Below are 26845 nucleotides of genomic sequence, written 5' to 3' on the forward strand. Positions count from 1 at the left end.
ATGACCTTGAACGATGCCTTCGAGACGCTGGAGACGGTCGCCGCCACCAGCTCGCGCACCGAAAAGCAGACGCTCCTGGCCGTGGCCCTGAAGGACCCGATCTTCCGCGCGGTCTGCATCTACGCCTACGATCCGTTCATCACCTTCGGCATCGTCCCGTCGCTGGAGCGCCAGGGGCAATCCACCTGGGGCGAGCCGGACACCACGCAAATCTTCTCCTACCTGGATCGCCTCGCCCGTCGCGAGTACACCGGCAAGACGGCGGAACGCTGCGTCGAGGAGATGCTGCACCAACTCCCGACCGGCGCCGGGCAGCTCCTGGTCCGCATCCTGAACAAGGATCTTCGGGCCGGCTTCACCGCCACCACCTTGAACAAGGTGGTGAAACGGCTGGTGCCCGAATATGAGCCGATGGCGGCCCACCCTTTCGAGGCCAAGCGCATCAAGGGCTGGCCGGTCGCGGGCGAACCGAAGCTGGACGGCCTGCGACTCCAGGTCTGGGTGGATTATGAGAACGGCGAGGCCGAGGCCCGCAGCCGCAACGGCCTTCCGATGCCGGCCCTCAAGCCGCTGGCCGAGGCGTTCCTGGCGCTGTCCTGCCCCTACGCCAAGGTCGTGTTCGACGGCGAGGTGGCGACCGGCGCGTTCAACGACAGCGTGGGCCGGACCCGCCGCAAATCCACCCCGGTGGACGCCGCCTCCATGTTCGTCTTCGATCTGCTGACGCAGGAGGAGTTCACCTCCGGCAGCCTGCGCCCGTATCTCACCCGCCGCTCCACCCTGGAGGATGTCCTGGGCGAGCCGGTCGATGGCGCCCTGGCCCTCCGGGTGATGCCGCAGCGCCTGCTGCACTCGGTCGCCGAAGTCATGGCCTATTACGAGGAGGTCCGGGCCATGACCGTGGGCCAGTTCCTCGGCCTGTCCTGCGACAAGCCGATGGAGGGCGTCATCGTCAAGACGCTGACCGGCGGCTATGAGAACAAGCGGTCGCACCATTGGCTGAAGGTGAAGGCCGAGGAGACCGAAGACCTCCGCGTCATGGGCGCCTATGAGGGCGAACCGGGCACCAAATACGCCGGCAAACTCGGCGGCGTGATCGTGGACCGCAACGGGGTCGAGGTCCGGGTCGGCGGCGGCTTCTCCGACGCGCTGCGGGACGAGCCGCTGGGCGGCTTCATCGGTCGCCTGATCGAGGTCGAGTATCACGAGGTGACGCCGGACGGCAGCCTTCGCCACCCGCGCTTCGTGCGTTTCCGCGACGACAAGGACAAGGGGGTCGCGTGATGACGGATGTGGGCGGCATCGCGGCTGACCGGTTGAGGAGCGTCGTCAGCCGGATCGAGGCCCTGGACGCGGAGAAGAAGGGCCTCGCCGAGGACATCAAGGAGGTGTTCGCCGAGGCGAAGGCGACCGGCTTCGAGGCCGAGATCATCCGCCAGCTTCTCCGCTTGCGGCGGATGGACAAAGCCGACCAGCAGGAGCAGGAAGCCCTGCTGGGACTCTACAAGACGGCCCTGGGCATGGAGGATGACGACGCGCTGGGGATGATCGGCCACAACTCGACCGCCGGAAGTTTGGCCGCCGACCGGCTGAAAGCCTTCGTGGATCGCATCGAGCGGCTGGAGGAGGAGAAGCGCGGCCTCCAGGAGGACATCAAGGACCTGTTCACCGAGGCCAAAGGGGTGGGATTCGACAGCAAAATCATCCGCATCTGCTTGCGGCTGCGGAAGATGGACAAGGCTGACCGACAGGAGAAGGAGGCCAAGCTGAAGCTCTACAAAACCGCCATGGGGATGACGGACTGAGCGAACCCCGGCCCTTGCCCGCGTGATCCGTAAGCCCTGGTGCGGAAACTGCGCCAGGGTTTTCTCTTTGAAACGTATAACCTCAGCGATCCACAACACCCAGAGGTAGGCATGGCAGAGGCGGCTGTAAAACCAAACCTGAGAGAAGCCGTCTCTCTCTTTGAGGCAGGGTGCCTCATGGAAGCTGAACGTCTCTGCAAATTGTTGCTAAAAGACAATTCAGTAAACGTTGGAGCAAACCATTTATTGGGTGTTTCGCTGTGCAGCCGTGGACAATACAAGGAAGGCGCTGATTTTCTTGAGAATGTCGTTGACCTGCAACCTCTGAATTTTAATGCGCTTCGCAGCTTGGGGGACTCGTATCAATGTCAGCATCGGCATGAGGACGCCGTGCGCGTCTACAGACGGTGCCTCTCGGATAAGGGCAGTCTTCTCTCAACTTACATCAAAATATCCATCTGTTTGAATGAGCTGGGCCTGCATGATGAGGCAATCAGAGCATGCAAAGCGGCGATTGCCCTTAGCCCTTCGGCTTTTGAAGCTTACTTTGGTCTTGGGAGTTTGCTTCAGGATCAATACGAAACAGACGGCGCCTTGATCGCCAATGGCCGCTCGGCCGCGCTGGCCCCAGACAGGCCAGAACCAATAACGAATATAGGGCTTCTTCTCAAAGAAAGCGGGAGCATTGATGCAGCCATTGCTGTTCATCGCCACGCCATCTCGATTTTCCCAAACTACGCCTACGCCCATATCAATTTGGCCGCAGGACTTCTCGCCAGTGGGCAGTGGGATGAGGGTTGGAACGAGTACGAGTGGCGGTGGCAGGCTCAGGACCTCGGATTCAGGCGCCCCACGTCGGACAAGCCGGAATGGACCGGGCAGGATCTCACCGGCCAGACGCTGCTGATTTGCGAGGAACAGGGCTTCGGCGACACCCTCCAATTCATCCGTCTTGCCGCGCTGGTCCGACCGCTCTGCGCGAGGGTGGTGGTCCAATGCCGCGCGCCGCTCGCCCGGATCATCGCCAGCGCGGCGGGGGTGGACGAGGTGGTGACGGAGTTTCCCGACCGCTCCGGCTATGATTGCTGGGTGTCCCTGATGTCCTTGATGGCCCGTCTGGGCGTCACCCTGGACAGCGTCCCGGCGACCACGCCCTATCTGTTCACCCCCGCCGACGCCCGGCGGTCGTGGGCCTCGGTCGTTCCGACCTCCGGGACGCTGAAAGTTGGTCTGGTGTGGGCGGGCGACCCCAAGCTGGGCTGCGCGGCGGCCCGCAAGATGGATTCGCGGCGCAGCATGGCCTTGAGCCAGTTCGCCCCGCTGGCCCAGATTCCCGATGTGACCTGGGTCAGCCTGCAAAAGGGGCCTGCGTCCAAGCAGGTGGAGAGCGCTCCGGGGGGCCTTGCCCTCATCGACCCGATGGACGGGGTGCGGGATTACGCGGACACCGCCGCCATCATCGAACAGCTCGACCTCGTGATCGGGGTGGACACCTCGGTCATCCATCTGGCGGGCGCCCTGGGCAAGCCGGTGTGGGCGCTGTCCCGCTTTGACGGCTGCTGGCGTTGGCTGTTGGACCGCGACGACAGCCCTTGGTATCCGACGCTGCGCCTCTTCCGCCAGGAACGGCCGGGCGACTGGGGGCCGGTGGTGGAGCGGGTAAAGCGAGAATTGACGCTGGTGGCTGAAGGAGCGGGCGACACCGTCTTGTGCCGCTCTGAAGCAGAGTAATATATAGAGGAAAATCTGCCGCATAGTCGTCACTGTAATAATAGCCATTACCCGAAGATTGGGCTGTGCCTGTCTCGTTAAGACAGGCTCCCAACATCTATGTGCAGAATTTTCGTACTCACCACATGAAATATCACCATTTGTCAGAAACATAAGTTATAAATATACAATTGATGATATAAATTATATTATGTCTATAGAAGAAATGAGAAAAGAGATGGTTGTCTAGGGCGCCGAATCTCATCATCCCATCCAAAGTCATAAGCACGTTCACGCACTATCTCGCCAATGACATTTCCAGATTTATCGTGTTTTTTACCGACAATAACTACCTCTCCCGCATCCCGCAATTCTGTGAGTTGGCTATCAACCAACTTACCAACCACCGGTGTATCATTAGCGCGGGCCGCGAACAGCGAGCGCTTGGTGACGGCGACCCCATCTTTCCACCCAGCTTGAAGAAGGGGTGGAATCTGCTCCAATAGATGTTTCTTTGATCGAGCGGCAGCATCATCGTTGAAAAGGTAATCCATCATGCCCTGCCGAACGTCCACGTTGGGGTCGAAGCCAAGAGCGTCGAATCCTGAGCCGCCAAAGTGCTCCATCGTATTGTTTGTTGCCCAGAAGACGTTTCCCATCTCTTCACGGGCCTGATGGTGCTTTGAAAGATGAATTAGCCAATAATCCCGATGAGACTCCGGCGGATGAACAAAAAAAGGCGTGTAATATGCCGCGCCAGTACAGCTAAGTATATGACGATACACTGTGTTCTGGATTGCTCTCTTCCAACCCTTTTGACCGTATTCGTTCTTAATATCTAGAAGTGCGCGAACGTCTTCGCGTTTATAGTCGATTGCAGCGAGCGCGCTAAGACTAGATGTCCTGTCATGAAGCAAATTAATTAGAGAGTCCACCATAAATGTCAGTATAACCTCAGGATTAGCCAGCTCTCCCATGATTTTCCGAACCGTTAGAAGTTTTACATCACTCCATCCATACTGATCTAGAAAAAATAAAGAGTGATGCGCCCTCCCTTTTTTCTTAATAGTTGATATAACGTCCGGTATGGCCTCTTCAAAAGTTGACTGTATTAACCGAATTTTCGTTCCAATTAAGGAGCTGTATCCCCGCTTGACGAGTTGATCTGTCAGAAATGCAACATGGTTTCTGTTTTCATCGATAAAAACAAAATCAACATCAAGGACAAAGTCACTTCGTCGCGCGATGAGGAGTTCACGAGCTTGGTCAATAGCGGTTAGAAGCCGCAGCGGGGAACCATCGATGACCTTCTCACCCATCGAATACAAGCCACCGCCACAGAACCCATCAACGATGGTCATTCTAAGCTGAGATTGGACATGCCGTTTTGTAAGAGTTGCAACGTACCGATCAACATACGTGCTATAGATGTCGTGTTTAGCGGCGCTATGCTCCCCAAGTTCGGGCAGCGCCATTCCGGGTCCCCAATGATACCCCAGTTTTTCAGGCTTACCCAGCGCTAACTTGGGTTTGGCAAGCTCATACAACCCAGGTATGGTCAAGCCAAGCTGATCGCTATCGACCTTCTTCCTCGCCATGGCAGATCTTTCAGATGGAACGAAGCCTCAAGTGAAGTTCCACCATGACTTGAAACGTGAGCTGTTGCCTAGTGCAATCGATTGAAAACTGAACTGCCTTTTGTTGGAGGCTGTGTCTTTCCGAACTGCGTCGTCAGCGGTCGTTTCTCTTTGATGAATTGCGCATCTGCCCTATCAGCCAAGCAATCATATGTTTAGAATTTGAACATAATAGACTTTGCCACTACGTCCCTTAGATTGCGATGATCTGCTCTATTGCCTTAATGAGACGCTCACGTGAGGCTATCGCCCGGTCAATTGTTGATGCCTCCGCAAAGAACCAGAGCCAGATAGATTGGACTTCGACTTCCTCAATCGCAAGAAAGACCGGTGCAAGTTGGAGGTTTACTTCCTACCTATCAGCATTAGCCGCTACCTTTAGGCCATACTCTATTTCTTTTGCTACAGATTGGAGAAATTTTAATTCATAATCTTCAGCGTTCCCGGCAACAATTTGAACATATCCGCCTGCTATTCGGCGTGCCTCAATGCGTGCCCTGGGTACATCATGCTGCCCAAGATCACATCCGAGTGAGACTAGGCGCGCATTCGGTATGGCAAGTTTAGTGAGTAAGGCGGCCAGCGCTCGGCTTTCCTGTGCCTCCGGTATCTCCGCGACGCGGTCGGGATGCCCTCGTGTATCGATGAATCCATAATTTCGCCGAATTTCATCAAAGAGCGGTGGGTAAGGAATCGTATTCCCATTTCCAGTGCTATACTTGATGCGCGCACTCACAATTCCTAATCCTCTATCAAGCAGTGATAATCCGTGGAAGACCATCCCATGTCATGCCATCAAGTATACGACCAGCAGCTTTCTTTCCGATTCGCAGCATCGTTGTTCCGTCATCGGCTGCTGCGCTTCGCGCTTTAGCCAAATTGATCCCCTGACCAGGCGCCCAATCACCCCATTGTTTGAAGTGAAAAGGGATATCAGCCGTCATACACTCATTGAGCAATGATCGAAACCAAGAAGGGCTTGACGGACGTGCCTTGGGTCCACTTTCTCCACCTGTGATAACCCAATCAATCGAGTCGGTCCAACCTTTCAGGCTAAGTGGACCAAGCAACGGTTCAGCCGAAATGAAACGCACGGCAGCAGGAATATCAGCGAGCGCAGGCAATCGCCGGTCAGCCCACTCCTGATTTTCGGTTGTTGTTCCAAGCCAAACATTCTTTGGAAACTCGTCACGCCAGGGTGTACAGGACCGTACACGATCAGGACGCTTCGTTAAAAGGAGCCAATCCAACGCGGGAGTCTCAGTAATTAGCTGCCACAACCGTTCACGCTCCGGGTCGAGATCGACACGGTCCTCAAATACATCTGCCATAGAGGCGCAGAACACACGGGCACGCTGGCCCGTTGCTAACGCTGTTCTGTTCCACTGAAGCGGCTCGGCCCAATGTCGCTCGCCAAAAAAGCGTCGATCCGCATGAAGACCCCAAACCGGCTCCCCCAGTCTTTTAGCCCAACTCTCCGCATAGCAAAATTTACATGCCGGTGACATTTTTACGCAACCCCACCAGGGGTTAAACGTATGAGTCGTCCACTCAATCTTCGAGTTCTTTGCCAAACGCCGCTCCTGCCTCGCTGGCCCTCATCTTAATCCGCCGAGCGGCCTTGTGAATAAAAATGCTCCATACCGTGAGTGGGCATGAAGCGGTTCTTTCGCGTCGGGATCGTACCCGCATTTGGCTCGGCACATCACGTTTTTTGCTGAATAGCATAAATTACGCTATAGAACAATAAGAGAACAAGCATGCGATTACCAGCAGACTCAGTGGGGGTTTTCACCTTGTGAAGGCTGGCGTTGGACTTCTTTTGACCACCACTCTGCTGAAACTCAATACGGCTGAACAGCATCAAAACGGTGAAGCGCAGCGTAAATCAGGCATATATCTCGCGCCTTCTTGAGTAAATTTTTTATAATATATATGGAAAATCAGGGTTTTTGTTAATTTGTTCAGAATATTATTCTATACTTTTAGTATATTAACTCTATGATTATGGGAATGACGGTTGTTTTATTTCAAATCCCAAGATTTTATGGCGAACTCCTGCTCGATAATGGGAATAGTTCTATCTGATTCAACCCCGCAGGCGCTCAACCTGGGCCAGGGCTTCGTGGGCCTGCGCAGGCACAATCATCCCCGCGCCTTCGTCATGGCCGCCGACATCGCGGCGGTCTTCCTCTCGGAGCCATGCGAGGAGCCGAAGAAGTAGCTGACCACCTGATCGGCCTTCGCCGACACATAGCCCACCACCGTGCCGACCAGCACGCCCTGCTCCCCGGTCAGACCGACCCGGCCCGACAGGACGTAGCCGACCGTGGCGAAGAAGCCGACGATCACGATGCCGGCCAGGATGTTGATCGCCGTGCTGCCGACCGCCTTCTCGCGGTCGCGCGCCGAGGCGCGGTCGTCGGCGGCGATCCGTTCCAGGTCCACGTCGAGCTTGGCAAGCGTGGCCTGGAAGTCCTGCTCGGCCTGCTTCAGCTTCAGCAGGGTCTCCGGGTCCGCCTTCTGGACGGCGGCCACGATCTCCTTGGCCGGGGTCGTGGCGTCGAGGCCGAGCGCGCCCGTGATGGCGCTGACCGCCGTGCCGGCGAGCGGGCCGCCGAGAGCGGTGGCGATGGTCGGGGCCACGGTGGATATCAGGCTGGTCACGCCGGTCCAGATGTCGTCGAAGATATTCGCCATCAGCGGAGTCCCCCTTCCCAGAGGCAGGCTTCTTTCTCACGTCGGTCGCGCAGACCCTCGACGGTGGGCCACAGGCGCTTCATCTTGCGGAACTGGTCGGGCACCTCGGTCAACGTGCCAGCCCGGATCAGGTCGCGGATCGCGGCCATCTCGACCCGGCGGTCCCCCTTGACGGAGGCGCCCCGGTTGTAGACGAGGCTGACCAGGGTGCCGAAGCACAGCGCCGGCAACGTCTCGCAGCCGGGGAAGGCGCCGACCGTCTGGTCCACGTAGCGCGGCAACGTGGCAGTGCGGAAGCTCTCGCCCGCAGCGGCCCACGGAATGGCGATGTCCCGCAAGGTCGGCAGCGCGGCCTGGGCCTTGGCGCCCGTCAGCCCGGTCACGGTCTTCAACCGGCTGCGGATGTCCTTGGGCAGCATCGGCCAGTCACGATCCAGCCCCTCGCCGGTCTCGTAGCCGAGGTCGAACCCGATCCCGATGGTGACGCCGCTGTCGCCCCCCGGCCAAGTTGGGCGGGCGTATTTCTTCTCGTAGACGGCTTGGCTCGTGACCTCGAAAAGGATGATGAGGTCCAGCGCTTCCTGGCAGACGTTCATGGCGAAACCCCCTGCGGAATGAACGGCGGGTGAATGTGGGAGAGCACGCATTCCGCGCAAGCGTTGGCCTTCACCTGGGTTTGAACCTGCTCCCAGACGGTGGCCCATTCCTCCATGGCTTGACGGGTCATGTGCAGCTCGACCTGGATCGTGCCCAGCTCCTTCCGGGCTGACATTTCGGCCTCCTGCTGCCGCCGGAGTTCGGCGTACAGGTCCTGAATCTCTTTCTGGAGCTGGGAAATCGTGGTGGCTTGGTCGGTGATCTGCCGTTTCAGGGCGGCGTAAGCCTTGCTGTGGACGGCGGTGAGGGTCACATCCTCCTCCGTCCGCTGCTTGCGGCTGCGCAGATAGAGACAACCGGCAACCCCGGCGCCGCCGAGCGCGGCTTTCACCCACCACGGGGCCGCCGTATCGGCGGCGAGGCCGATAAGATTTTGCAGAACATCATCCACGGCTTCATCCCCCGCCCACGGCACTGGGACATAAAAGCACCGTGGGAGAAGAAGGGAATCCGTAGCTGTGTTTGGGCTGGATCTCTAACCGCTATGCGGGCGAGGTCAGGCTGTATGTCTTGGCGAAGCCCGTGATCCGGTCCCGCAACACGACCCAGACCGCCGATCCACCGAGCGAACACAGGTCGGCGGCCGTCAGGTCGGCCTCCGGGCCGGGGGTCAGGTCGAGGATGGTCGATTTCAGCAGGACCGGGTTTCCGGCGTGCAGGTTCTTGAAGAAGAAGACGGCGTACTGGAAGCCCTCGGTGGCGTACAAATCCACCAGGATGGCGCTCCGGTTGGTGGAGATCGGGACCATGCGCAACACCCGACCGGACGGCACGCCCTCCAGGACCATCGGGTCCAGGGTCACGTTGAAAGCGCGCCCGTCCGCCGACAGCTTGGTCAGGGCCAGGGCGATCCGTCCGTCCGCCAGTTCCCCGGCGATGCCGAAGACCGCCCCGGTCCCGTTGAGCCAGCACCCGCCGCTGGTCACGAACTGGAGCGTCATGTTGAGGTGATCGTAGGCAACGCGATCCGCCATGTAGTTTTGATCGCTCGACAATTTGGCCGTCATCCAGTGGGTGTTCTGGAAGGTGAGCGGGAGTTCCTTCGGCACGAAACCGGACTGGGCCGCCTTGTAGGTGTAGTTGGTCGTCGTCCGCCCCTGGGTGTTCTCCCCCGGATAGACGTAGCGGGTGGTGGCCGAACGAATGGTGACGAGGGTCTTGCCGGTCAGGGTCTCCCCCTCGACCGGCCAACGGTCCTGGGTCTTCGTGCCGTTGACCGTGTAGACGCGGGCGTAACGGTTCAAATCCTCCCCGTCCTTGAGGTCGCGCCAACCCAGGGCGTAGGTTCCCGACGCCACCCGATAGCTGCCGGTGAAGTAGCCGCGCGGAACGCCGCCCTTGCTCAGGTCCTGGAAACTCCAGCCGCTGCTCCAGATCACATGCTTGCCCTGGCTGGCGTACTGGTCGTTGATCGACGTGATGTAGGCGTGGAGGGTCTTGTTGGCGGCAGCCGCCGCGTCCGGCCCGATGTAGATCCTCGTCAGGTTGATGAGGGACTTCGCCAACTCCGGGGTCGTGTCGCTGATCGTCTGAACCCGGACCTTCGGCACCGTCTCCCGGACCTGATAGACGGCGGCCTCGGACACCCGCTGGGCGACCTGGGCCGGCAGCAGGCCCGTGACCTCATCCGCCGTGGTGGTCGGATCGAAGGAGCTGGAATGAAAATGGCTGAGGCTCATCAATACCGCTCCCCATCGGGTTCATACTCATAGGCGCTGATCGTCTGCGGGTAGAGGTTGCCGTCTTGCTCGGCGCCGTACAGGTCGTTCTCGGCGACCGGATAGAACCCGCCATTGATCTCGGCGTCGGCCAAACCCTCGTAGTCCTCCCCGTCCAGCTCATGGCTGTAGATCGTCTCGCCGATTGGATAGAACCCACCGTCGAAGTCGAAGACGTAATCATCGGCGGCAAGGACCGGGGACCAGCCGCCATCGGCCAGCGCGGTGTCCACCAGATCGGCGCCGTTGTTGAGGAAGGTGGCGGCCAGAGCGATGGGCTTCATGAGTTCGTCGGTCTTCAGCGTGCCCTTGCTCTCATCGTAGCGGATCACATAGCTGCCCTGGTCGATGGACATCATCATGGCGCCCGCGTTGACCAGCGCGTAGACCGGCATGGTGAAGCCCTGGAGGCGCAAGGTCCGCCGCCAGTCGGTCCCCTCCGTTCCGTCCGGCTGGGCGGTGAGGGTCGCGCCCTCCCACCGCGACCAGAAGGGGGGGACGATCTCGCGCGACGGCAGGGTCTGAAGCTCGACCGAGGTCTTCGGCAACCGCCACCCGGCGGGCGGGGTGTTGACCCTGGTGGCGAGCGCCCGCGCCGTGTTCATGGTGGTCTCGACCGCCCAGTGCGCGTCCTGGACCAATTGCCGCGTCCAGGATGCGTCATAGCCCCCGGTGTCCACCAGCCACACCGCCGCCGTGGTGGCGACATACTTGATCGCGCTGGTGCTGGCGGGCGCGGCGTCGGCGTAGACCACCCCGGAATACACCCATTTCCCGGCGGCGCTCAGGGTGTAGCGCACCGCCGATGTGCTGACCGGCGTGGCGCAGGACGTGATGGTCTCGACGTAATCCCAGCCCGAGGCCAGGGATAGGATCCATTTGTATCCGGCCCCGTCCGCCGGTTGGGTGTCCGTCACCATTGTCTCGGTCGTGGTGGACCAGTAGCCGAGCGAGGACAGCACCCACCGGGTGGTGGCGGTCTCGGCCGGTTGGGTGGCGAAACGCCCCGTCGTCCCCGTGTTCGTCCAGTACCCGTCCTTGGCGCAGGTGTTGACCGTGTATTGGCGGTAGGTGAGCTTCCAATAATTGGTGCTGTATTTCGTGACGCTGACCAGTTCGCGCCGGAACATGTAGGTGGTGCAGGTTTTGTCCGCCGAGTACGGGTCGATGTAGATGGAGGCGCCGTAGGCCGTCGCCACCGAGACATCGGTCGTCGCCTTGACGAAGTAGATGCTGTAGGTCCCGGTCAGGGTCTCGGCGTAGGCGGTCGGAGCGACCCAGCTCTGTTCCTTGTAGAGGGCGTCGTACCAGACCTGCTTGATCCAGGTCGCGGGGCGGTAGGTCTCACGCTTGTAGGTCGCGCAGGCCCAAATGTATTTGAAGTAGCCGACCGGCCGGCGGACGAGATTCCAGGCGGGTTCCAGCACCTCTTTCTGAGGCTCCGGCTGGACATACACCTCATAGGACGCGGCGGTGTGGGTCTCGTGGTTGTAGAGATCGGGGATCGTCAGGTTGGACGAAACGCCGTAGACATCCGCCCCAAAATTGCCGAGCGACACGGCGGATGCCGAGTGGTTGGCGGGCAGCAGCTTTTCCTGCAACTGCTTCTTGGCGCCCGACAGGTAGCCGCCGGAATAGACAGTCCTCCAGGTCGCCACCTTCACCGATTGATCGGGCTGGGCGAAGACGGTCATGACGCCGTAGAAGCTGTAACCGCTGACCGCCCGGCAATAATCCATGGACGAGATGTCGAAGGCTTTCGCCGTGATCCCGGCGACGTAAAGGGCCTCCTCCTCCTTGAACGGCTTTCCGCTCTCGAAGATGTAGAGCGTGTCGCCGTTGCCCAGCGCGACCATGGGCATCGTGCTGCGCGTGTAGGAGGCCATCCGCACCTTGTCGATGGGGAAGTTGATCTCCTCGACCGGGGTGACGACCTCAAAGTTGGTGACGGTGACGGCGCTGCCGTCGATGTCCAGGCGGCCGACGCCGACCATACGGTCCACGAGGATGTCGTCGTCCTGGAGCCAGAAGGCCCAGAAGTTGATGGTCATCCGAACCTCGCCCCACCCTCGGCGCCCAGCCAGCCGACGCTCCCGCCCATGTCGAACAGCAGGTGCATCGCCAGATCGCTGGTGATCGGCGGCAGCTTGGCGTTCCGCCACCGGACGGGGTTGGCGTAGCTCGCCTGATGCTCGCCCTCGGGCCGGGTGAAGATGATGGTCACGGGCTTGCCGTCGCCACATCCGCCCAGCACCGCGATCTCCACATCCCCCACCAAGTTGATGATGAAGTTGTTGCTTTCCTTGATGTTCAGCTCCACCAAGCCGGACTTGCTGCCGAGGTCGAGGATGTGCTCGCTGTATCCTTGGAGGATCGGGTTCTTCAGGGTGGCGCAGTTGTAGTTGATGGTCTGGGTGCTGTCGTAGCTCTCGTCGGTCGCGTCCGGTCGGTTGGTTCCGGTGACGGTGGCCGGGTCGCCCAGGTTTCCGCACTCATCCCGAAAGCGGATCTCAAAGGTGAAGCCTCGGGCGTCCGAAGGGGCGCCGTCCTGGATTTGCATCGCGGCGGTGTAGCGGAAGTACGGCGTCTCAATGTCCGCCGTGTGGTAGACCGCGCCGGTCTCGATGTCGCGGCACACGACCTGATAACTGGCGACGTAAACGCCGCCGGCCGTCCAGTCGATCATGTAGCCATAGCGGCCACCGTTGCCGTCCCAGGAGACGGCCACGTTGACATCCTGCGGCGTGCCCAGAACCTCGGTGGGCGGGCATTGCGGGACCGCGTAGAGACAGGTCGGGGCGCTGCTGAAATCCGCCGCCACGCCATAGATGTTGTAGGGAAGAACCTTGAACTCGCAGGCGCCAGCCGGGTGGTTGAGGATCGCGTTGGCCGAGGTGGACCGCTGGGTCCAGGCGTCGGTCGTCCCCTGCAACCGGGAGAAGACCTTGTACTCGCCGTTGTAGCGCGTGTAGGTGTCGTTCAACCCATTGGGTGAGATGAGGATCTGCCGGCCGTCATCGCTCCAGTCGATGGAGAAATCCGGGCAGCTCATCCCCGGCGGGACATCTTCCGTGGTCGGGGTCGTGCCTGGCTTGAACACCCCGTCCAGGATCGGGCCGGGCGTGTAGTCGGCAACCCCCTCCCGGTTCTCCTCATAATCATCGAAGCACCAGTCGATGACGGCCTCGATCACCACCTTGTCGGGCGAGCCTTCGGATTCCTGGATGTCGAGGACGCGCCACATCTTCTCCTTCGCGGGTTTCTCGGAGATGATGTTGAACGGGAAGTACAGCTCCGGGTAATCGCCTTCCAATGGGGTCCGCAAGATGATGGTGGTCAGGTCGGCGCCCGTGCTGGCAATCGCGAACGCCTTGGACCCGCCGCCTGGAACCTGCGGGATGAAGTATGATCCGATCTCGGCGACCACGGTTTCGGTCATCCGGGTGTTCCACAGCTCGGTGGCGGCTGCGGTGAGGATCTTGGCGGCGAAGCTGTAGGGGTTGGTCGAGGGGCTGCTGGTCAGGTTCCCGTTCGCGACCACGAGCTTCAGAGTGTGAGACCCCGCCGTGGCCTCGAACGCCACGTCGGTGTAGCCGATCCCGTTGGCCGTCGTGATGCTCAGGTTGGTCTGGCCGATCTGCGCATCGTCCAGATAGGCCGTGATGCTGTCGTCCGCCCAGAGACGGATGATGTAGGTCCCCGTCGCCGGCAGGGTGACGGTGTAGCCGACCGACTTCTCGGCGTCGTAATAGAACACGCCGGTAGAGCCATCCTCGCTCATGCGAACACCGATGGCGTTCATCTCGTCGGCGATAGGCCCGGCGCTGTCGAGGGCCTGATAGTCGAAAGGGGCAACGGCGTTGAAGTCGAACCCGGTCGCGGCGGTCACGCTGACCGGCTCGTGCAGGTCGATGGTCTTCAGGTCGTCATGCACCAGCTTCACGCGCCCGGACTGCTTGCCGTCCGCGTGCCGGTCGGCGATGCGGATGCGGTCGTAGGGGCGGACCCAGCAGCTCTGACGGTTGGTGGTGAATGTCACCATCTTCGTCTGGCCGGTGGCGATCTGGTAGCGGTAGTAGCCCCGGCGGATCGCCTCGCTCTCATAGATACAGGCGATGGCGATGAAGTCGGTGGGCAGCCGGCCATACTTGGCGATGTGATCCGGGTCGAAGATGCGCAGGCGGTCTTCGGTCCACAGAAGGTCCGGGTTGACGAAGGAGATGGTCCAGTCGTTGTAGCGGGTGGTCAGGTCGGTCAGGCTGTACTCGAAGACCCCGTTCTCGACATTCTCCTGGTTGAAGATCGCGGTCGGCGGCTGGGCATCCGGCACGCACAGACGGATGCTGCCATCCAGGTCGTCATAGAGGACGCCATGGAACGCCCCCGCCATGTAGCGGACCTGTTCCATCGACAGCCGCGCGTCGCTCAGGACACCGTTGAAGGTGAAGCGCGGCTCCCAAACCTTGTCCTCGGGGTTGGTCTTCTCGCACCGGTCATTCTTGTAGGTCCAGCCCTCGGGACACAGCGGCTCCGTGACCAAGGTCTCGGTCATCCGGCTGTTCCACAGGAGGTTTCCGTCCGGCTGATAGATCGCAGCGGACAGGGCGTAGGGGTTGGTGGAGGGATCGGCCGCGAAACTCTGGTTCACCACCAGGAATTTGACGACGTGCGCGCCCGCCGTCATCGGAACGGCCACGTCGGTTTGCCCGCCCGTGGTGTTGGTGATGGGCAGCGAGGTCATGCCGATCTGCACGCCATCGACGGAGACATAGACGGTGTCGTCGGCCCAGAATCGGAACGTGTAGGTTCCATCGGTGGGAAGATTCACCCGATAGCCGACCGATTTCTCCGCGCCCGCGAAATAGGAGACGTTGGTCCCATCCTCGCTGAACTGGACAAGATAGCTCTGCATCGGGTCCGAGATCAGCCAGTCATGCCAGCGGTTCACCCCCGTCGCGTTGATCGGGATGACGCTGTAGAAGTCGAAACGGGTGGCGTCCTGGGTGAGGGCCGCCGCCGGGATGTCCACCGGCAGGCCCGCGTCACTCAGCATCTTCGCCGGGACGAACCTGTTGCAGAATTTCGAGGCCCGATAGGCGTCCCATTTGTTCAGGGTGATGGGACCATAGGCGTTCAGGCCATAGCGGTCGTTCATCACCAAGTCGTAGAGGCACCACGCCGGGTCGTCGGTCCAGGCCGTCACGAAGGACCCGTCCCAGATGCCGATGTAGGTGCGGGTCGTCGGGTTGAAGTTCGACGGGACCCGGACCCGCATGCATTTGTAGATGCCGCTGATTTCGGGCAGCGCCGAGATCTGATTGGTCGCCTTGCACCAGAAATGCAGGACTGCGGTGTTCTCGAAGCCCCGCTCGGGATAGCGCTGGACCTCCTGAAAGCTTTCCCAGGTGGCCTGGGCCACGAAGTTCCCCGACGACTGGGTGAGGAGCGTCACCCGGATGTCGTAGCGGTTGTTCGTCGTCTCATCGGGGGAGACGGGGACGCGGACTTCGCGAACGAACGAGCTGGAGGTCGTCTTGCCGGTGACGGTGACGGTCTTGGATGTCCACCGGGTCAGCGCCGTCAGCTTCCACTCGATCTTGAACGAGCAGGAAAGGCTGCCCTCCCAATAGCTGTCGTTGTCGTAGAGGGCGTTGATGACCAGCCGGACATCCAGGAAATTGATGTCGGTTCCGCCCATGGAGGTGCGGGTGACGGGCACCGCGTAGGCCAGACTGACCCCGACCGAACGGCTGCGGGCCAACCCGCCGAGGATCGGCTGGATCGGTCCCTGATCCGCCGTCCCGTTGTAGAGGTGGACGGTGCTGTCATCGAAGTTCAAGCTGCCGTCGAGATTGCGGAACGAGGTGTCGTTCAGCATCAAGCTGTCGAGGCCGTCGTAACCGTCCGTGGCGCTGTAGAACCCCTCGATCTCGCCCTCGCAAAGACCGAGGACACATTCCATCTGGTCTTCGGAGCGGAGATTGTCCGGCGCGGCCTTCTTTGCCCCAACCTTGCCATGCACCTCATAGTCCATGCTCATTCCCCAGCAACAGGGACGCCGATCACATTCACATCGTAGGAGAGGAATTGCCCGTACAGCCGGTTGACGCCATAGGCGATGATGATGCGCGTGCCCATTGCCACGGTGTTTTTCGGCGCCCCCAGATATTTCGAGGCGTCGGGGTTGCCGTCCTTGTTCGGCGACGGCGCCAGCAGTTGGAGGATGCCGCCCATGATGAGGGCGACGCCAGCGTTGATGAGGAAGGCGTTGCCGGTGTAGGCGCCGACCGCGACCAGGATTGCGCCGATCCCGATCTGTATCCACGAACCGGCTTTGCCGGCCACCGTGTAGTCGGGCATGACGTGGATCTCCTCCACGTCGCTGCGCCGCATCAGGGCCTGGGGGGTGCGGAACCCGACGACCCGGCACGGGTAGCCTTGGCCGCCACGGACGATTTGCAGAACGGGAATCTGGGCGACCAGCGCGGTCAGCGCCTCATACGGGCTGTCCACCTTCATGTCATGGACGACGGGGCACAGCTTCTGAAGATGACCGTGGAAGATCACGCGCATCGGATCACCTCGCCGCGATCCACCACATATTTGGCGATCCCGTCCTGGCCCACGATGTAGTGGGCGTGATCGGGGAAGGCTTTGAAGGACCGCATGTCCTGGACGGTGAGATTCGACGGCTTGCCGGGGTGGGTGTGCCAAAGGCCGGAGGAATGGGGCAGCCATTCCAACAGGTCTTCCGGCGCGATGCTGGCCCCTTCCAGGGGGTTCTCGTAGACGTTCACCACCTCGGCGATGGTTCCGTCCTTGAAGATGAACCCAATGCGCTCGGGTCCCTCGTCGGAGTAAAACTCGGTCAGGCGCTCGGGCACAGCAGCCTCCGTTTGATGAAATCCGGGGCGCTTTCAATCAAATTGACCGGTTCGCCCAACTCTTCCTTTACCACCACGTCGCCATGCCTCAAGCAAGCGCACAGGGTGTTACGGATGAGGCCCTTAACGGGATCGACCGAGGGGCGTCCCCGCCGGGCGGGTTGCCGCTCGCTCGGGGGGAGGTGGTGGACCACCCGGCCATCCCCCAGATAGACCGCCGCGTGGGCCGGGACCTTGGTCATGATGGCGCACACGAACACGTCGCCCGGCTGCATCCCGAAGGGGTCGTAATCCACGATCTTGAACCCCTCCCGTTCCTGGAACTGGATGTAGAGGTTGAAGCCGTGCTCCCAGAACGCGGTGGGGCGGGCGTAGTTGGTGATGGCGATGCCGAAGTTGTCCCGATAGATGTCCCGCACCAGCGTCAGGCAATCGGTCTTGCCGAAGACAAACTCACGATCCATCAGATGTTCATACCGCAGGGTCATTGCAGGCTCACCATCGGGAAGTCCGGGAGGATGTACATGCGGGCCGGTATGTTGGCGTTGAACCGGTCGCTGTAGCCGCGCAGCTCGAAGGTCACGCTTCGTTTCGTCAGCGAGGTCGCCCGCGAGATGAAGTATTTTTCCTCGTAGGGGGCGCCGGTGTCGCCGTCCAACTCGGTGCGGAGAAGTTGACGACGAACGACTTTGCCGAAGTCGAACAGCTCATCCAAAACATACTGGCTCAAAACCCCTTCCGGGTTCACCAGCGTCAGCGACGGGCGCGGGGTTTCCTCCTTCGAGGTGCGCCGGGAACCCCCGAACTGAAGGGCAACCCCCTCGTAGGTGACGCTGTTGTACGTCACCGTGTCGCTGTTCTTCAGGAAGAACTTCATGCCATCCAGGCAGACGATCTCGAAGAGATCGACCTTTCCGTCGCCCGTCAGCTTCACGGCGTCCCATTGATGGTCGGTCGGTGGCAGGCTCATCGTACCTCCTGGAGAACAACCTCAAAGTTTTCGGTCCAGCCGTAGCCGTCCACAATGCCGTCGGGTATTTCGAGGGGTTCTTTGAAGCGGCAGTAAATATAGCCGTAGCCGGGTGTGGCGATCTTGAACTTCTTGTGCCGGAGGTGCCGGGTGTAGAACGCCTCCAACAGCCACATGTTGGTTGCCGGACTCCTCTCCTTGTTGGGAACGAGGTATTCTCCGGCGGCGTCCCAGTCCGAATAGTAGCAAAGGCTCTCATACTGGAGGGTGAGCTGCTTCAGCGCCGGGGCTTCCGGGGCCGCCACGAACTCCCAGTTCATCCCGAATTGCATGCTCGGGTTCACATCGCCGTATTTCACGGAGCATCGGAAGGCGCTCCAGATGTACTCTTCGATATCGGCCATCACATCCTCCCGGCGACAACGGACTTGATGAGCTGCTTGACGGAGCCGCCGGTCGCGATGTCGTTGCTGATCGTGGCGACCACATCGCTCGGCCCCATCTGCGGGGCGCGATCCGGCGACACGACGTAGACGTTCGTCTTGACCGGGGCCGGTTGGGTGGGCTTCGGCATGGTCGGCATTTGACTTGGCAGAGCCGCCGCGCCGCGTGCGTTCAAGTCGGCCAGGAAATCCTCCCCCACCGCGTCGGTCGCCGACTTGTTCATGACGAACTCGCCGGGGCGCAGGATCGCGTCCACGCTGTCGCGCCCGACATCCACCCCCGACACGCTGCCGGTGGAGAGGCGCAGCCGGGTGCCGCTGGCGTTGCGCACCGGGCCGCCCGTGTAGAACAGGGAGCTGACCCAGCTCCCCAGCGAGGAGATGATGCCGCCGGACGCGCCGCTGGCGGCCCCGCTGGCGCCTGAGTTGCCGGTGGCCGCGTTCCCGAACAGCGCCCCCATGACGGACGCGGCGGCCTGCTGCGACGCCATGTTCAAGAGAGCCGTGGCGAAGGACCGGGCCATGTCGCGGAAGGCTTCGCCCGCCGTCTTGGCGCCCGACGCGAGATCGGAAATGAACGTCGAAAGGCCGCTCATCCCCTCGGTGATGGCCGTCTGCCCCAGGGCGATGGTCGCGTCCTGGAAGGTCTTGAACGCGCCCGCCGTCTCCAGCGTCTTTTGGGTGTTGGCCTTCCAGGCTTTCGTCCAGTTGCCGGACAGGTCGTCGTTCTTCGCCCGAACCTTCTCTTGCTGCTCCTCGACCTGACGAAGGGCGTCCTTGTGCGCAATCGTCAAGGAGGTGACTTCGTTCAGGGTGGTTTTGTGCTCGCTGACGGTCTCGTTGTATTCCTTCTGGGCTTCCTTGCGCGCGTTCAGCCCCCTGGTCGCATCCTCGGACGCGGCCTTCAGCTCCTCCATCTTCCTGATCTCGGCGTCGGAAGCCTCCGTGGCTTTCCGCATCAGTTCGGCGATGTCGTCCGCCCGCCGCTTGTAGAGGCCGACCATGGTCTCTTCGAGCTTGTCCTGGTCGTCGCGCTGGTCCATTTCCAGGGCAACGATGTCGGTTTCGTTCGCGAGACCACGCGAGACCATCTCCTTCTTGGCGTTGATCGTGACCGACCGCATCCGGGTCGGGGTCGCGGCCTCGAAGGTCGATTGCTCCAGCGTCTCCTTGCTCTCCTTGTCCAGCCGCTTCAGGGCGGCCATGGCGCTCTCGGTCTTCAGCGTGAGCGACTTTTCCATGCCGTCATACAGGCGGCCGAGACCTTCGACGGAGGCGTCGATCTTTTCCTGGATCGCCATCTTCCGCTCGTTCAGCGCGGCTTCGATCTCCTCCGGGTTGCCGGCCAAATCCTTGTCGCCCTCAAGCTGGGTGCGCAAGGCCGACAGCTCGGCGTCCATCAGCTCGGCGCCGACCGATTTCACCTGGGCGATCCGGCTCTCGACATCCCCCTGGTTCGGGTCCTCGCCCTTGCGGAAGCGGCCAAGCCGGGTGATCTGGGCTTCGAGCCGCTTGGCCCGCTCCTGCTTCACCCGCTTTTCGGCCTTGTCCAGGCTGTCGGCGATGTCGTCGCCCATGCCTTCGACCACATGCTCGACCTCGTTCATGGTCGAACCCATCAGCTTGTCGAAGACCTTCTGCTGATCCCCCGCCAAACCGCCCCGCGCGGACATGAGCGCGGACTTCGCCGCCTCCAGCTTGGGCTGGTTCTCCTTCAGGACCTTGTCCTTTTCGCGGGCCGAACCGGCGGCATCGATCTGTCGCTTCACGCTGTCGGTGAGCGATTTGTACTCGCGAACCTGCTGCTCCAGCGCGGGGCCAACCGTCTCCATGAACTTGGCGGCGGGAAGCTGGTTGTCCTTGATGTCCTTCTGCTTCTGTTCATCGGCACGGATGTTGACCAGTCCGGTGCTCAACTTCTCCAGGGTGTCCTTCAGCTTCTCAAGCCCGGAGGTGTCCTGGCCCGAGCGCCGGGTCTCGATGATCCGGCGCTCGATGTCCCCAATGCTGCGGTTGACGTCGTTGACGTTGGCGTTCGGGCCTTGCTGAAGGTGGCTGGTGATCTGCTTCCCGAGGTCGGTCTTCAGCGCCGACGTGTTCAGGCCGGTGATGCTGTCGGGCCGGAGCTGGGCCAGGGTCGCCTTGTCATTGAACAAGGCCGCCATGTCCGCCTTGAACCGTTGAACGGGGTTCGTGACGATGTCCATGACACCCTCGTAGGTGTCGTTGACGAAGTTCCCCGTCCGGGCCTTCTTCGGGACGGCTGTCCGCTCCACGGTCAGGGCGTCGCTCTCGCCGATCCCCGCCAACAGCGGGCCGATCTGGTTCAGGTCTCCAAAGCTTTGAAGTTGGAGCTGGGTGGTCCTGACCTTGTTGCCCAGGGCGTCGAGTTGGGCTTCAAGGTTGCCGGTGAAATCCTCGGCCAGCTTGCCTTGCAGGTTCTGCAAGGCCCGCATCATGTTGTCGAAAGTCGGCTCCAACCCGTCCATGGTGAAACCGAGCTTCCCGAATTTCTGTTCGGCTTCCAGGACGGCCACGCTCAATTCGTCCTGGTGCGACTTCAGGCGCTCCGACCGATCCTGGTAGATGTCCATCTGCTTGGAGACGGACTGCATGGCTTCCTGTTGCTGCTGCACCCGACCGTTCAGCTCATCGACCCTCGCCTTCGCTTGGTCGATGGCCGAGGCGTAGCGATCCGCCTCTCGGGCGCCGGAGATGAAGCTCTCGGCGATCAGGAAGATCGCGGCGGGCACGATGAAACGGGACAGGACCGCGACCAAGCCGGTCATGGCGGTGCTGAAGGCCGCCGTGGCTCCCTGGGCCGTCAGCAGCCCGCCGCGCAAGCTGGCGAGGCTGGCGGTGAACGCCGCCGAGACGCCACCGGCCGTCTTCACGGCGGTCGCCATGGAGACCGCCGTCGCCGCCGTGGCGGTCATGGCGGCGCCCACACCGCCGATCAGGGCGCGCACCGGGGTCAGGTTCTTGATGAGGTTCAGCGCCGCCATCGCCATGGCGGTGAAGGCGGCGGCGATGCCGGCGTCCCCGATGGTCCCGATGGCGGACATCCTGGACATGGCCGAAACGACCTCCGAGATGCCGGCCACGAGGTCGCGCAGCGCCAGGAGCGCCCCCCGCCCGATCTGATCGGCGAAGGTCCCGAACACCGACGTGAACTGCTTCCAGGTGTTCTCGAAGGATTTCATCTGGATGTCGTTCGCCTCGACCGCCGCGTTCGACAGGAGGATTTGCCGCTGCATCTCGGCCATGCCGTCCGTGAACTTCGCCGCCGCCGAGTAGGCCGCCGCCGACCGCACCTCCAAGGTCTGGATCGCGTCGGCCGTCGTGAAACCGGCGTCCTTCAGGGTCTGGAGCACCCCGATCAACCCCTTCGAGCGCACGTCCACGTCGGCCATGGTCAGGCCAACCTTCGCCAGCCCCGAAATCAGCTTCTCGGTCGGGTTCTGAAGGTCGATCATCAACTGCCGGATGCCGGTGCCCAGCGTCGAACCGTTCTTGATGCCGGCGTTCGACATCGCCCCCATCACCGTGACCAACTCCGTGAAGCTCACGTTGTTGTCCGCCGCGATGTTGCCGGCGTACTGGATGCCGGTCGCCAGCTTCTCCATGGTCAGCTTCGAGAGGTTCAGGGCCGAGGTGACTTGGTTCGCCACCTGTCCCATCTCCTCGGCGCGAACGTTGAACACGCCTACGATGGAGGTCGCCACGTCCACGGACTGGGCAAGGTCGGACCCGGTGGCGGTCGCCAGCAGGGTGACGCCCTTGATGGCGCCCTGGATTTGGTCGGTCGAGAACCCAGCCTGCGACATGGTGGTGGCGGCCTTCGTCACCTCCACCGCCGTGAACTTGGTGTCCTCGGACACGCCGATCAGCGTCTGCCGCAGACCCTGCATGGCGGTGTCCGTGGTGTTGCTGATCGCCTGGAGGTTCCGCATCTCGGCGTCCAGTTCCTTGACGAACTGGGCGCCGAAGCTGAAGGACGACAGGGCGGCGTTGATGGCCTGATAGTTCACCAGCAGGCGGGCCTGCATCTCCAGCAGCTTGGCCCCGCCGCCCGAGTTGACGCGGGCGAACGTCATGTCCCAGGAGGCGTCGGCCTTTTCCTGGGTCGATTTGACCGGCGTTGCCGAAGCCGACTTCCGGCGCGACAGCTCGGCCGTGATCTGGGCTTCCAGGGTCGCGGTGCGTTCCAGCTCCCGGTTCTTCTGGGCGATGGCCGAGGCGCTGGACTGCTGGGCCTTCAGGCTCTCCAACTCGCCGCGCGTGGTCTCGCGCACGCGGGCCGCCGCCTTTTCGGCCAGCTTCAGTTGCTGATCCGACAGGTCGCCGATCCCGCCCCGCTTGACCGTGGAGAGGGCGTCCCCCTCATAGGCGCGGGCGCCGAGGGTCTGCTTCTTCCGGTCGGACTGCATCACGACCGAGGCAAGCTCGGCGCCGAGGTCGCGAACCTGCTTGCGCGCGTCGGCAACGGTTGCCGTGATCGGGTCGGCGACCTGCTTCAGTTTGGTCTGGGCCTGGGACAGCGCGCCGCCCAGATTTTCCAGGACGGAGCTGCCCTCCCGCTTCCGACCGAGATTGTCGTAGAAGCTGTTGTAGAGGGAGGTCAGGTCGCCGATCTGCCGCTTCAGGCCAGCGGTCGAGTTCGCCGCCTTGAACTTCCCACCCAGCACGTCGTTCAGCAGGCCGTCCTGGTTGAGAGACCGGGCGCCCTGGTTCAGCGTGTTCTGGAAGCGGTTCAGCGACGCCTTGGCTTCGAGGCTGGCGGTGTCGCCGAACTTCCGCAGCTCGACCTTCGCCTTGTCGGTCATGCCCTTGATGACGCCCTCGAACGCCGCGTTCGAGCGCGAGGCGTTGACATCGCCTACTTTCAGCAGAGAAAATTCAGTCTTTAGGGCATTGAGAGTGGATTTTACGTCCTTTATCTTAAGGTCTTGTCCGCCAATTGCTTTCAAGGCGGCGTCAAATCGGATGGCCCCCAGGGCGACACGACGCAGCAGGCTCTCAAGATTTTTGAGAGATTGTTCGGCCGATGTCGTGTTTACGGAGGCGGAAAACTCGTAGTCCGATGTCGCCATGTTCATCCACCCTTTGAAGCCCGCATGAGAGCGGACCAAGCCATCTGCGCTTCGCGGGCGTTCTTCACGGGGCGGGCGGCGGCGCCTCCATTCGGGCCGGACTTGCCGCCGAATATCTTCGAGGCGACGAAGATCAGGGAGACGACGCCCTGGTTCGATTTTGCCTGTTCGTTCCCAAGTTTGAGGCGGACTTGGGTGCGCAAATCATCCCAGGAGATGGACCAATAGAGTTCGCGGAGGCGGCTTGGCAGCGTGTCGAACGCCCAGCAGATCGCCTCGTCGAACGTCAGGCTGCGGTACCATTCGGTGAGGAGGTCAGGGACTTCACCCGTTCCATGTTCGCGACGAAGACCGACTTCACGGCTTCGCCGGATTGAATGAAAAAATCGACCACCCATTCCCCGACCCAGGCGAGGATCTTCGGAACGTCCTGGGGGTCCATGTCGATCTCCGACAGGTCGGCCTCGGTCACGATTTTTCCGGCCTTCGTGCGCTCGGAGAGGACCGCCTTCAGGATGACGGTGCGCAGCTCGTGATTGATCGGCAGTTCGGTCAGCCGGTCCACATCGCCAAGGAGGGAGGCCAGTTCGTTCAGCAGGCCGAACGACATGAAGAGGTCACGGCTCTTGCCGTTGATCTCAAGGGTCAGGGTGCGGTTGAGGCTGTTGGTCATCATGTCCTCGCGGGGGATGGGGACCCCACCGGCTCAAACCGGAGGGGTCATCTCGGTCAGTTGCCGGTCAGCATCATCGCCACGCCCACATCCTTGAAGATGGTGTGGTGGGCGTCGCCGGGAACCGTGTCGAACGGCGTGAACTCATAGGGCATGTTCGAGTAGTTGTCGGTCGTGAAGGCCAGCGTGAAGCCCTTCTGAATGCGCATCTTCGGGATGATGATCGTGACCGGCTCGTTGCCCTCGGGCAGGATGCCGACGATCTTGGCGCCGAGGAACGGCTGCTCATCCTTCTTGCCGACCGGGACCATGTTCATCTTGCGAATGCGGGCGGCGGCGGTGAAGCCCATGCTGTCGGGGATGTCCGCGTTCTGCTGCCCGGCGAACACGAGGTCGCGGCCCTCGGTGTTTTCCTGGCAGACGTACCAGCCGGTGGCGGTCGGGAAAATGGTCGGCACCGTGCCGGTGGTCGAGGCCGCCGTGGTGTCCAGGCCGGTGCCGTCGAGACCCAGGCCGTACATCAGGTTCTTCGAGGTGAACTCGAAAACCTCCATCGTCGCCTTGATCGGGAAGGAGGTCATCACCGAATAGACGATGGTGTTGCGGACACCATGCGTCAGGTCGAGGTAGGAGGGATCGCCGCTGAGGGTGAAGTTCTTCACCAGCCCAATGGAATGTTCTTCGGGGGTCAGCTCGAACACATCCGCACGCGGGCCGATCATCACGGTCGCCGTGCCGAGCACGAAGCTGGTGGATTTCGCCTCACCGGCCATGGGTCACTCCTGTGGAAAGCAGTGCTCCAATGGATGACCAACGGGGGAATCTGGCGCTACAGCATAGCGATTAGCAACGCGACGCTAATGCAGGATCAGAGCTGGTAGGTCAGGCTGGTCACGAAGCTGGCGACGATGAACTGAAGCGGTCGGCTTTCGGTGCGCTCCATGCCGCGCACCGTCGTCCCATTGGTGACTTTCATCCAGCCGAGTTTGTCGCCCGTGTCCGCATGGAAGACAGGGTGGGTCGCCATCGGCTTCAGCTTATCGACCAGACGATCCATGATCGTGATGTGCCGGAGGAGTTGCCGGTCCTGGTAGGGCGAGACGCCGAAGGCGCAGGTCATGTCGATCAGATGGTCGTCGAACGTGATGGAAAACTGGGCCATGCCGATCAGGTCCACGTTGGGCCATTCGGCGATCTCGGCCATGTCGTCCATGTTCATGAACTGGGCGTCGGCGATGCCCGCGTCCTTCACCTCCTGGATCGTGTCGGTCACGACGCGGACGGTGGATTTGAAAAGGTGCAGGAAATGGGATGACATGACGGTTCCTATTCGATGGCCCCACCGATGGTGCGGCCCAGCGTGTTGGCCTCACGCGAGGAGTTGGAACGACCCAGCGTGCGCAGGATCACCTTCTGGAGGCGCAGGTTCCACGTCACCAGGAAGGGCTGGAGCAAGGGCCGCTTGATGATGGGCTTGCCCTTGCCGCCGGCTGGCCGCGCGTAGAACTTCTTCCCGACTCCGCTGGCGGCGAATTTCGGGTGCTTCTCCAGCCCGGCGAACTGGGGGTACCGGCGGCTGAGAGCGGGGAAAAGACGGATGGTCCAGGTGTATTTGGCGTCGTTCTTCAGGCGCTTGCCCCGGTAATAGTCCGGGGTTCCGAACAGGTCGAAGGGCGACATCGCCATCAACTGTTCGGCAAGGCTGCCGGTGTTCATGAAGAACCGATCCCGGTGGGCCGGGTTCTTCTCTTTGCGCCAGCCATCGGACAGAGTCTCCCAGGGGACGCGCCCACCCTTCACGGGACCAAGGGCCGCCCCGAAATCCACATTGGCTGGCGTGTTCAGCGTGCCGATGGTCTGGGTCGCCAGGATGGTGAAGAATTTGGACTGCTCGCGCCGGACGTTGCGGACCACCGTCTGGATGCGGCGCTCCATCTCCTGGTCGGTGCGCTCCTCGAACGCGACCCGGACGTTGCGAAGGATGAGGTCGGGGTCGAACCTCTTCCCCGCCATCACTGGGCATCCGCGACGATGACCCCGGCCACCTTCTCGACGCGGACGATCAGGTAGTCCCCAACCTTGTCGTCAATCTGGAGCGGGGCGTTGGTGTAGAGCTTGAACTTCTCGTAGCTGCTGGCGACTTTCGAGGACCGCTCCAGCCGCTCGTCGCGGGGATCGACGTTGCACCAGATCAGCCCCAGGTCGGCGACGGCGTCGTCGATCTCGACCTTCATCACCGGGTCGATCTTCGCGGTGCGCCGCGTCCATTGAAGATAATGGTCCAGTTCGATGCAGCGGAAGGTCCGCTTCACCACCTCCTGCCGATAGACGCCCGCCGGTCCTTCCGCCAGCAGATAGCGCGTGCCGGGGAGATCGAGGAGGATGTCGCCCGGACGCAGGATCGTGTTGGCCGGCGTGCGGAAGAGGCGCTTCTGGGGGACGACCTGGGTTGGGTTGCTCTCCGGCACGGCGACGAAGCGGCCCGTCACCCGTCGCCCCCGGCTGTCCCGGTAGGTCGTGTCGTAACGCGCGCCCAGGCGGGACATCTCGGGCAT

The 26845-nt window shown here is 61.6% G+C and carries 23 protein-coding genes; 3 read left to right on the forward strand and 20 right to left on the reverse strand.

What is annotated here, in order from left to right; genetic code table 11:
• Both D3877_RS23285 and D3877_RS31070 read left to right on the forward strand, forming a co-directional pair.
• Nucleotides 1–1284 carry an ATP-dependent DNA ligase gene (locus D3877_RS23285; RefSeq protein ID WP_119833204.1) on the forward strand — a complete coding sequence of 428 codons (1284 nt, stop codon included), beginning with the start codon at nucleotides 1–3 and terminating at the stop codon, nucleotides 1282–1284.
• The gene (locus D3877_RS31070; protein WP_420796913.1) at nucleotides 1284–1805 is read left to right on the forward strand and encodes a DUF2312 domain-containing protein; all 522 of its coding nucleotides are present in this window, start codon (nucleotides 1284–1286) and stop codon (nucleotides 1803–1805) included. Before D3877_RS23285 ends, D3877_RS31070 begins: the two co-directional genes overlap by 1 nt.
• Before the next feature lie 435 nt (nucleotides 1806–2240).
• Here D3877_RS31070 and D3877_RS29970 read toward each other — a convergent pair whose 3' ends face one another.
• A complete protein-coding gene (locus D3877_RS29970) occupies nucleotides 2241–2519 on the reverse strand; it encodes a hypothetical protein (protein WP_158599976.1) in 279 nt (92 codons plus the stop codon).
• A gap of 42 nt (nucleotides 2520–2561) precedes the next feature.
• Here D3877_RS29970 and D3877_RS29975 point away from each other — a divergent pair, with 42 nt between their 5' ends.
• Complete coding sequence (locus D3877_RS29975; protein WP_158599977.1) at nucleotides 2562–3536, forward strand: glycosyltransferase family 9 protein; 975 nt, start codon at nucleotides 2562–2564, stop codon at nucleotides 3534–3536.
• 194 nt (nucleotides 3537–3730) lie between these two features.
• Here D3877_RS29975 and D3877_RS23305 read toward each other — a convergent pair whose 3' ends face one another.
• The 19 genes from D3877_RS23305 to D3877_RS23400 form a co-directional block, all read right to left on the reverse strand.
• Nucleotides 3731–5113 (reverse strand): three-Cys-motif partner protein TcmP, encoded by a 1383-nt coding sequence (locus D3877_RS23305; protein ID WP_119833206.1) that lies wholly within the window; start codon nucleotides 5111–5113, stop codon nucleotides 3731–3733.
• A gap of 791 nt (nucleotides 5114–5904) precedes the next feature.
• Nucleotides 5905–6726 (reverse strand): DUF5131 family protein, encoded by an 822-nt coding sequence (locus D3877_RS23310; protein ID WP_119833207.1) that lies wholly within the window; start codon nucleotides 6724–6726, stop codon nucleotides 5905–5907.
• A 571-nt stretch (nucleotides 6727–7297) separates the two neighbouring features.
• Nucleotides 7298–7852, reverse strand: coding sequence for a hypothetical protein (locus tag D3877_RS23315; RefSeq protein ID WP_119833208.1), 555 nt, complete (start codon nucleotides 7850–7852; stop codon nucleotides 7298–7300).
• Nucleotides 7852–8448, reverse strand: coding sequence for a lysozyme family protein (locus tag D3877_RS23320; RefSeq protein WP_119833209.1), 597 nt, complete (start codon nucleotides 8446–8448; stop codon nucleotides 7852–7854). Before D3877_RS23320 ends, D3877_RS23315 begins: the two co-directional genes overlap by 1 nt.
• Nucleotides 8445–8900, reverse strand: coding sequence for a hypothetical protein (locus D3877_RS23325; protein ID WP_119833210.1), 456 nt, complete (start codon nucleotides 8898–8900; stop codon nucleotides 8445–8447). Before D3877_RS23325 ends, D3877_RS23320 begins: the two co-directional genes overlap by 4 nt.
• A 91-nt stretch (nucleotides 8901–8991) precedes the next feature.
• Nucleotides 8992–10188: a hypothetical protein gene (locus D3877_RS23330; RefSeq protein ID WP_119833211.1), complete on the reverse strand. Its 1197-nt coding sequence runs from the start codon at nucleotides 10186–10188 to the stop codon at nucleotides 8992–8994.
• Nucleotides 10188–12278 (reverse strand): hypothetical protein, encoded by a 2091-nt coding sequence (locus tag D3877_RS23335; RefSeq protein ID WP_119833212.1) that lies wholly within the window; start codon nucleotides 12276–12278, stop codon nucleotides 10188–10190. The genes D3877_RS23330 and D3877_RS23335 overlap by 1 nt, the downstream gene beginning before the upstream one ends.
• Nucleotides 12275–16261: a TipJ family phage tail tip protein gene (gene gpJ / locus D3877_RS23340; protein ID WP_119833213.1), complete on the reverse strand. Its 3987-nt coding sequence runs from the start codon at nucleotides 16259–16261 to the stop codon at nucleotides 12275–12277. Before gpJ ends, D3877_RS23335 begins: the two co-directional genes overlap by 4 nt.
• A 2-nt stretch (nucleotides 16262–16263) precedes the next feature.
• Nucleotides 16264–16800 (reverse strand): tail assembly protein, encoded by a 537-nt coding sequence (locus D3877_RS23345; protein ID WP_119833214.1) that lies wholly within the window; start codon nucleotides 16798–16800, stop codon nucleotides 16264–16266.
• Complete coding sequence (locus D3877_RS23350) at nucleotides 16791–17111, reverse strand: hypothetical protein (protein WP_119833215.1); 321 nt, start codon at nucleotides 17109–17111, stop codon at nucleotides 16791–16793. The genes D3877_RS23345 and D3877_RS23350 overlap by 10 nt, the downstream gene beginning before the upstream one ends.
• Nucleotides 17096–17599 carry an NlpC/P60 family protein gene (locus D3877_RS23355; RefSeq protein WP_119833216.1) on the reverse strand — a complete coding sequence of 168 codons (504 nt, stop codon included), beginning with the start codon at nucleotides 17597–17599 and terminating at the stop codon, nucleotides 17096–17098. Before D3877_RS23355 ends, D3877_RS23350 begins: the two co-directional genes overlap by 16 nt.
• A complete protein-coding gene (locus tag D3877_RS23360; protein WP_119833217.1) occupies nucleotides 17596–18081 on the reverse strand; it encodes a phage minor tail protein L in 486 nt (161 codons plus the stop codon). Before D3877_RS23360 ends, D3877_RS23355 begins: the two co-directional genes overlap by 4 nt.
• Nucleotides 18078–18485 (reverse strand): hypothetical protein, encoded by a 408-nt coding sequence (locus tag D3877_RS23365; RefSeq protein ID WP_119833218.1) that lies wholly within the window; start codon nucleotides 18483–18485, stop codon nucleotides 18078–18080. Before D3877_RS23365 ends, D3877_RS23360 begins: the two co-directional genes overlap by 4 nt.
• Nucleotides 18485–23350 (reverse strand): phage tail tape measure protein, encoded by a 4866-nt coding sequence (locus D3877_RS23370; protein ID WP_158599979.1) that lies wholly within the window; start codon nucleotides 23348–23350, stop codon nucleotides 18485–18487. The genes D3877_RS23365 and D3877_RS23370 overlap by 1 nt, the downstream gene beginning before the upstream one ends.
• A gap of 553 nt (nucleotides 23351–23903) precedes the next feature.
• Entirely contained in the window at nucleotides 23904–24293 is a 390-nt protein-coding gene (locus tag D3877_RS23380; RefSeq protein WP_119833221.1) for a hypothetical protein, read from the reverse strand.
• 53 nt (nucleotides 24294–24346) lie between these two features.
• On the reverse strand, nucleotides 24347–25063 hold the full coding sequence (locus D3877_RS23385) for a hypothetical protein (protein WP_119833222.1): 717 nt from the start codon (nucleotides 25061–25063) through the stop codon (nucleotides 24347–24349).
• A gap of 95 nt (nucleotides 25064–25158) precedes the next feature.
• Nucleotides 25159–25608 carry a hypothetical protein gene (locus D3877_RS23390; protein WP_119833223.1) on the reverse strand — a complete coding sequence of 150 codons (450 nt, stop codon included), beginning with the start codon at nucleotides 25606–25608 and terminating at the stop codon, nucleotides 25159–25161.
• Between the two features lie 8 nt (nucleotides 25609–25616).
• Nucleotides 25617–26303: a hypothetical protein gene (locus D3877_RS23395; protein WP_119833224.1), complete on the reverse strand. Its 687-nt coding sequence runs from the start codon at nucleotides 26301–26303 to the stop codon at nucleotides 25617–25619.
• Complete coding sequence (locus D3877_RS23400) at nucleotides 26303–26845, reverse strand: hypothetical protein (protein ID WP_119833225.1); 543 nt, start codon at nucleotides 26843–26845, stop codon at nucleotides 26303–26305. Before D3877_RS23400 ends, D3877_RS23395 begins: the two co-directional genes overlap by 1 nt.

It is taken from the genome of Azospirillum cavernae, assembly GCF_003590795.1.
Taxonomy (GTDB): domain Bacteria; phylum Pseudomonadota; class Alphaproteobacteria; order Azospirillales; family Azospirillaceae; genus Azospirillum; species Azospirillum cavernae.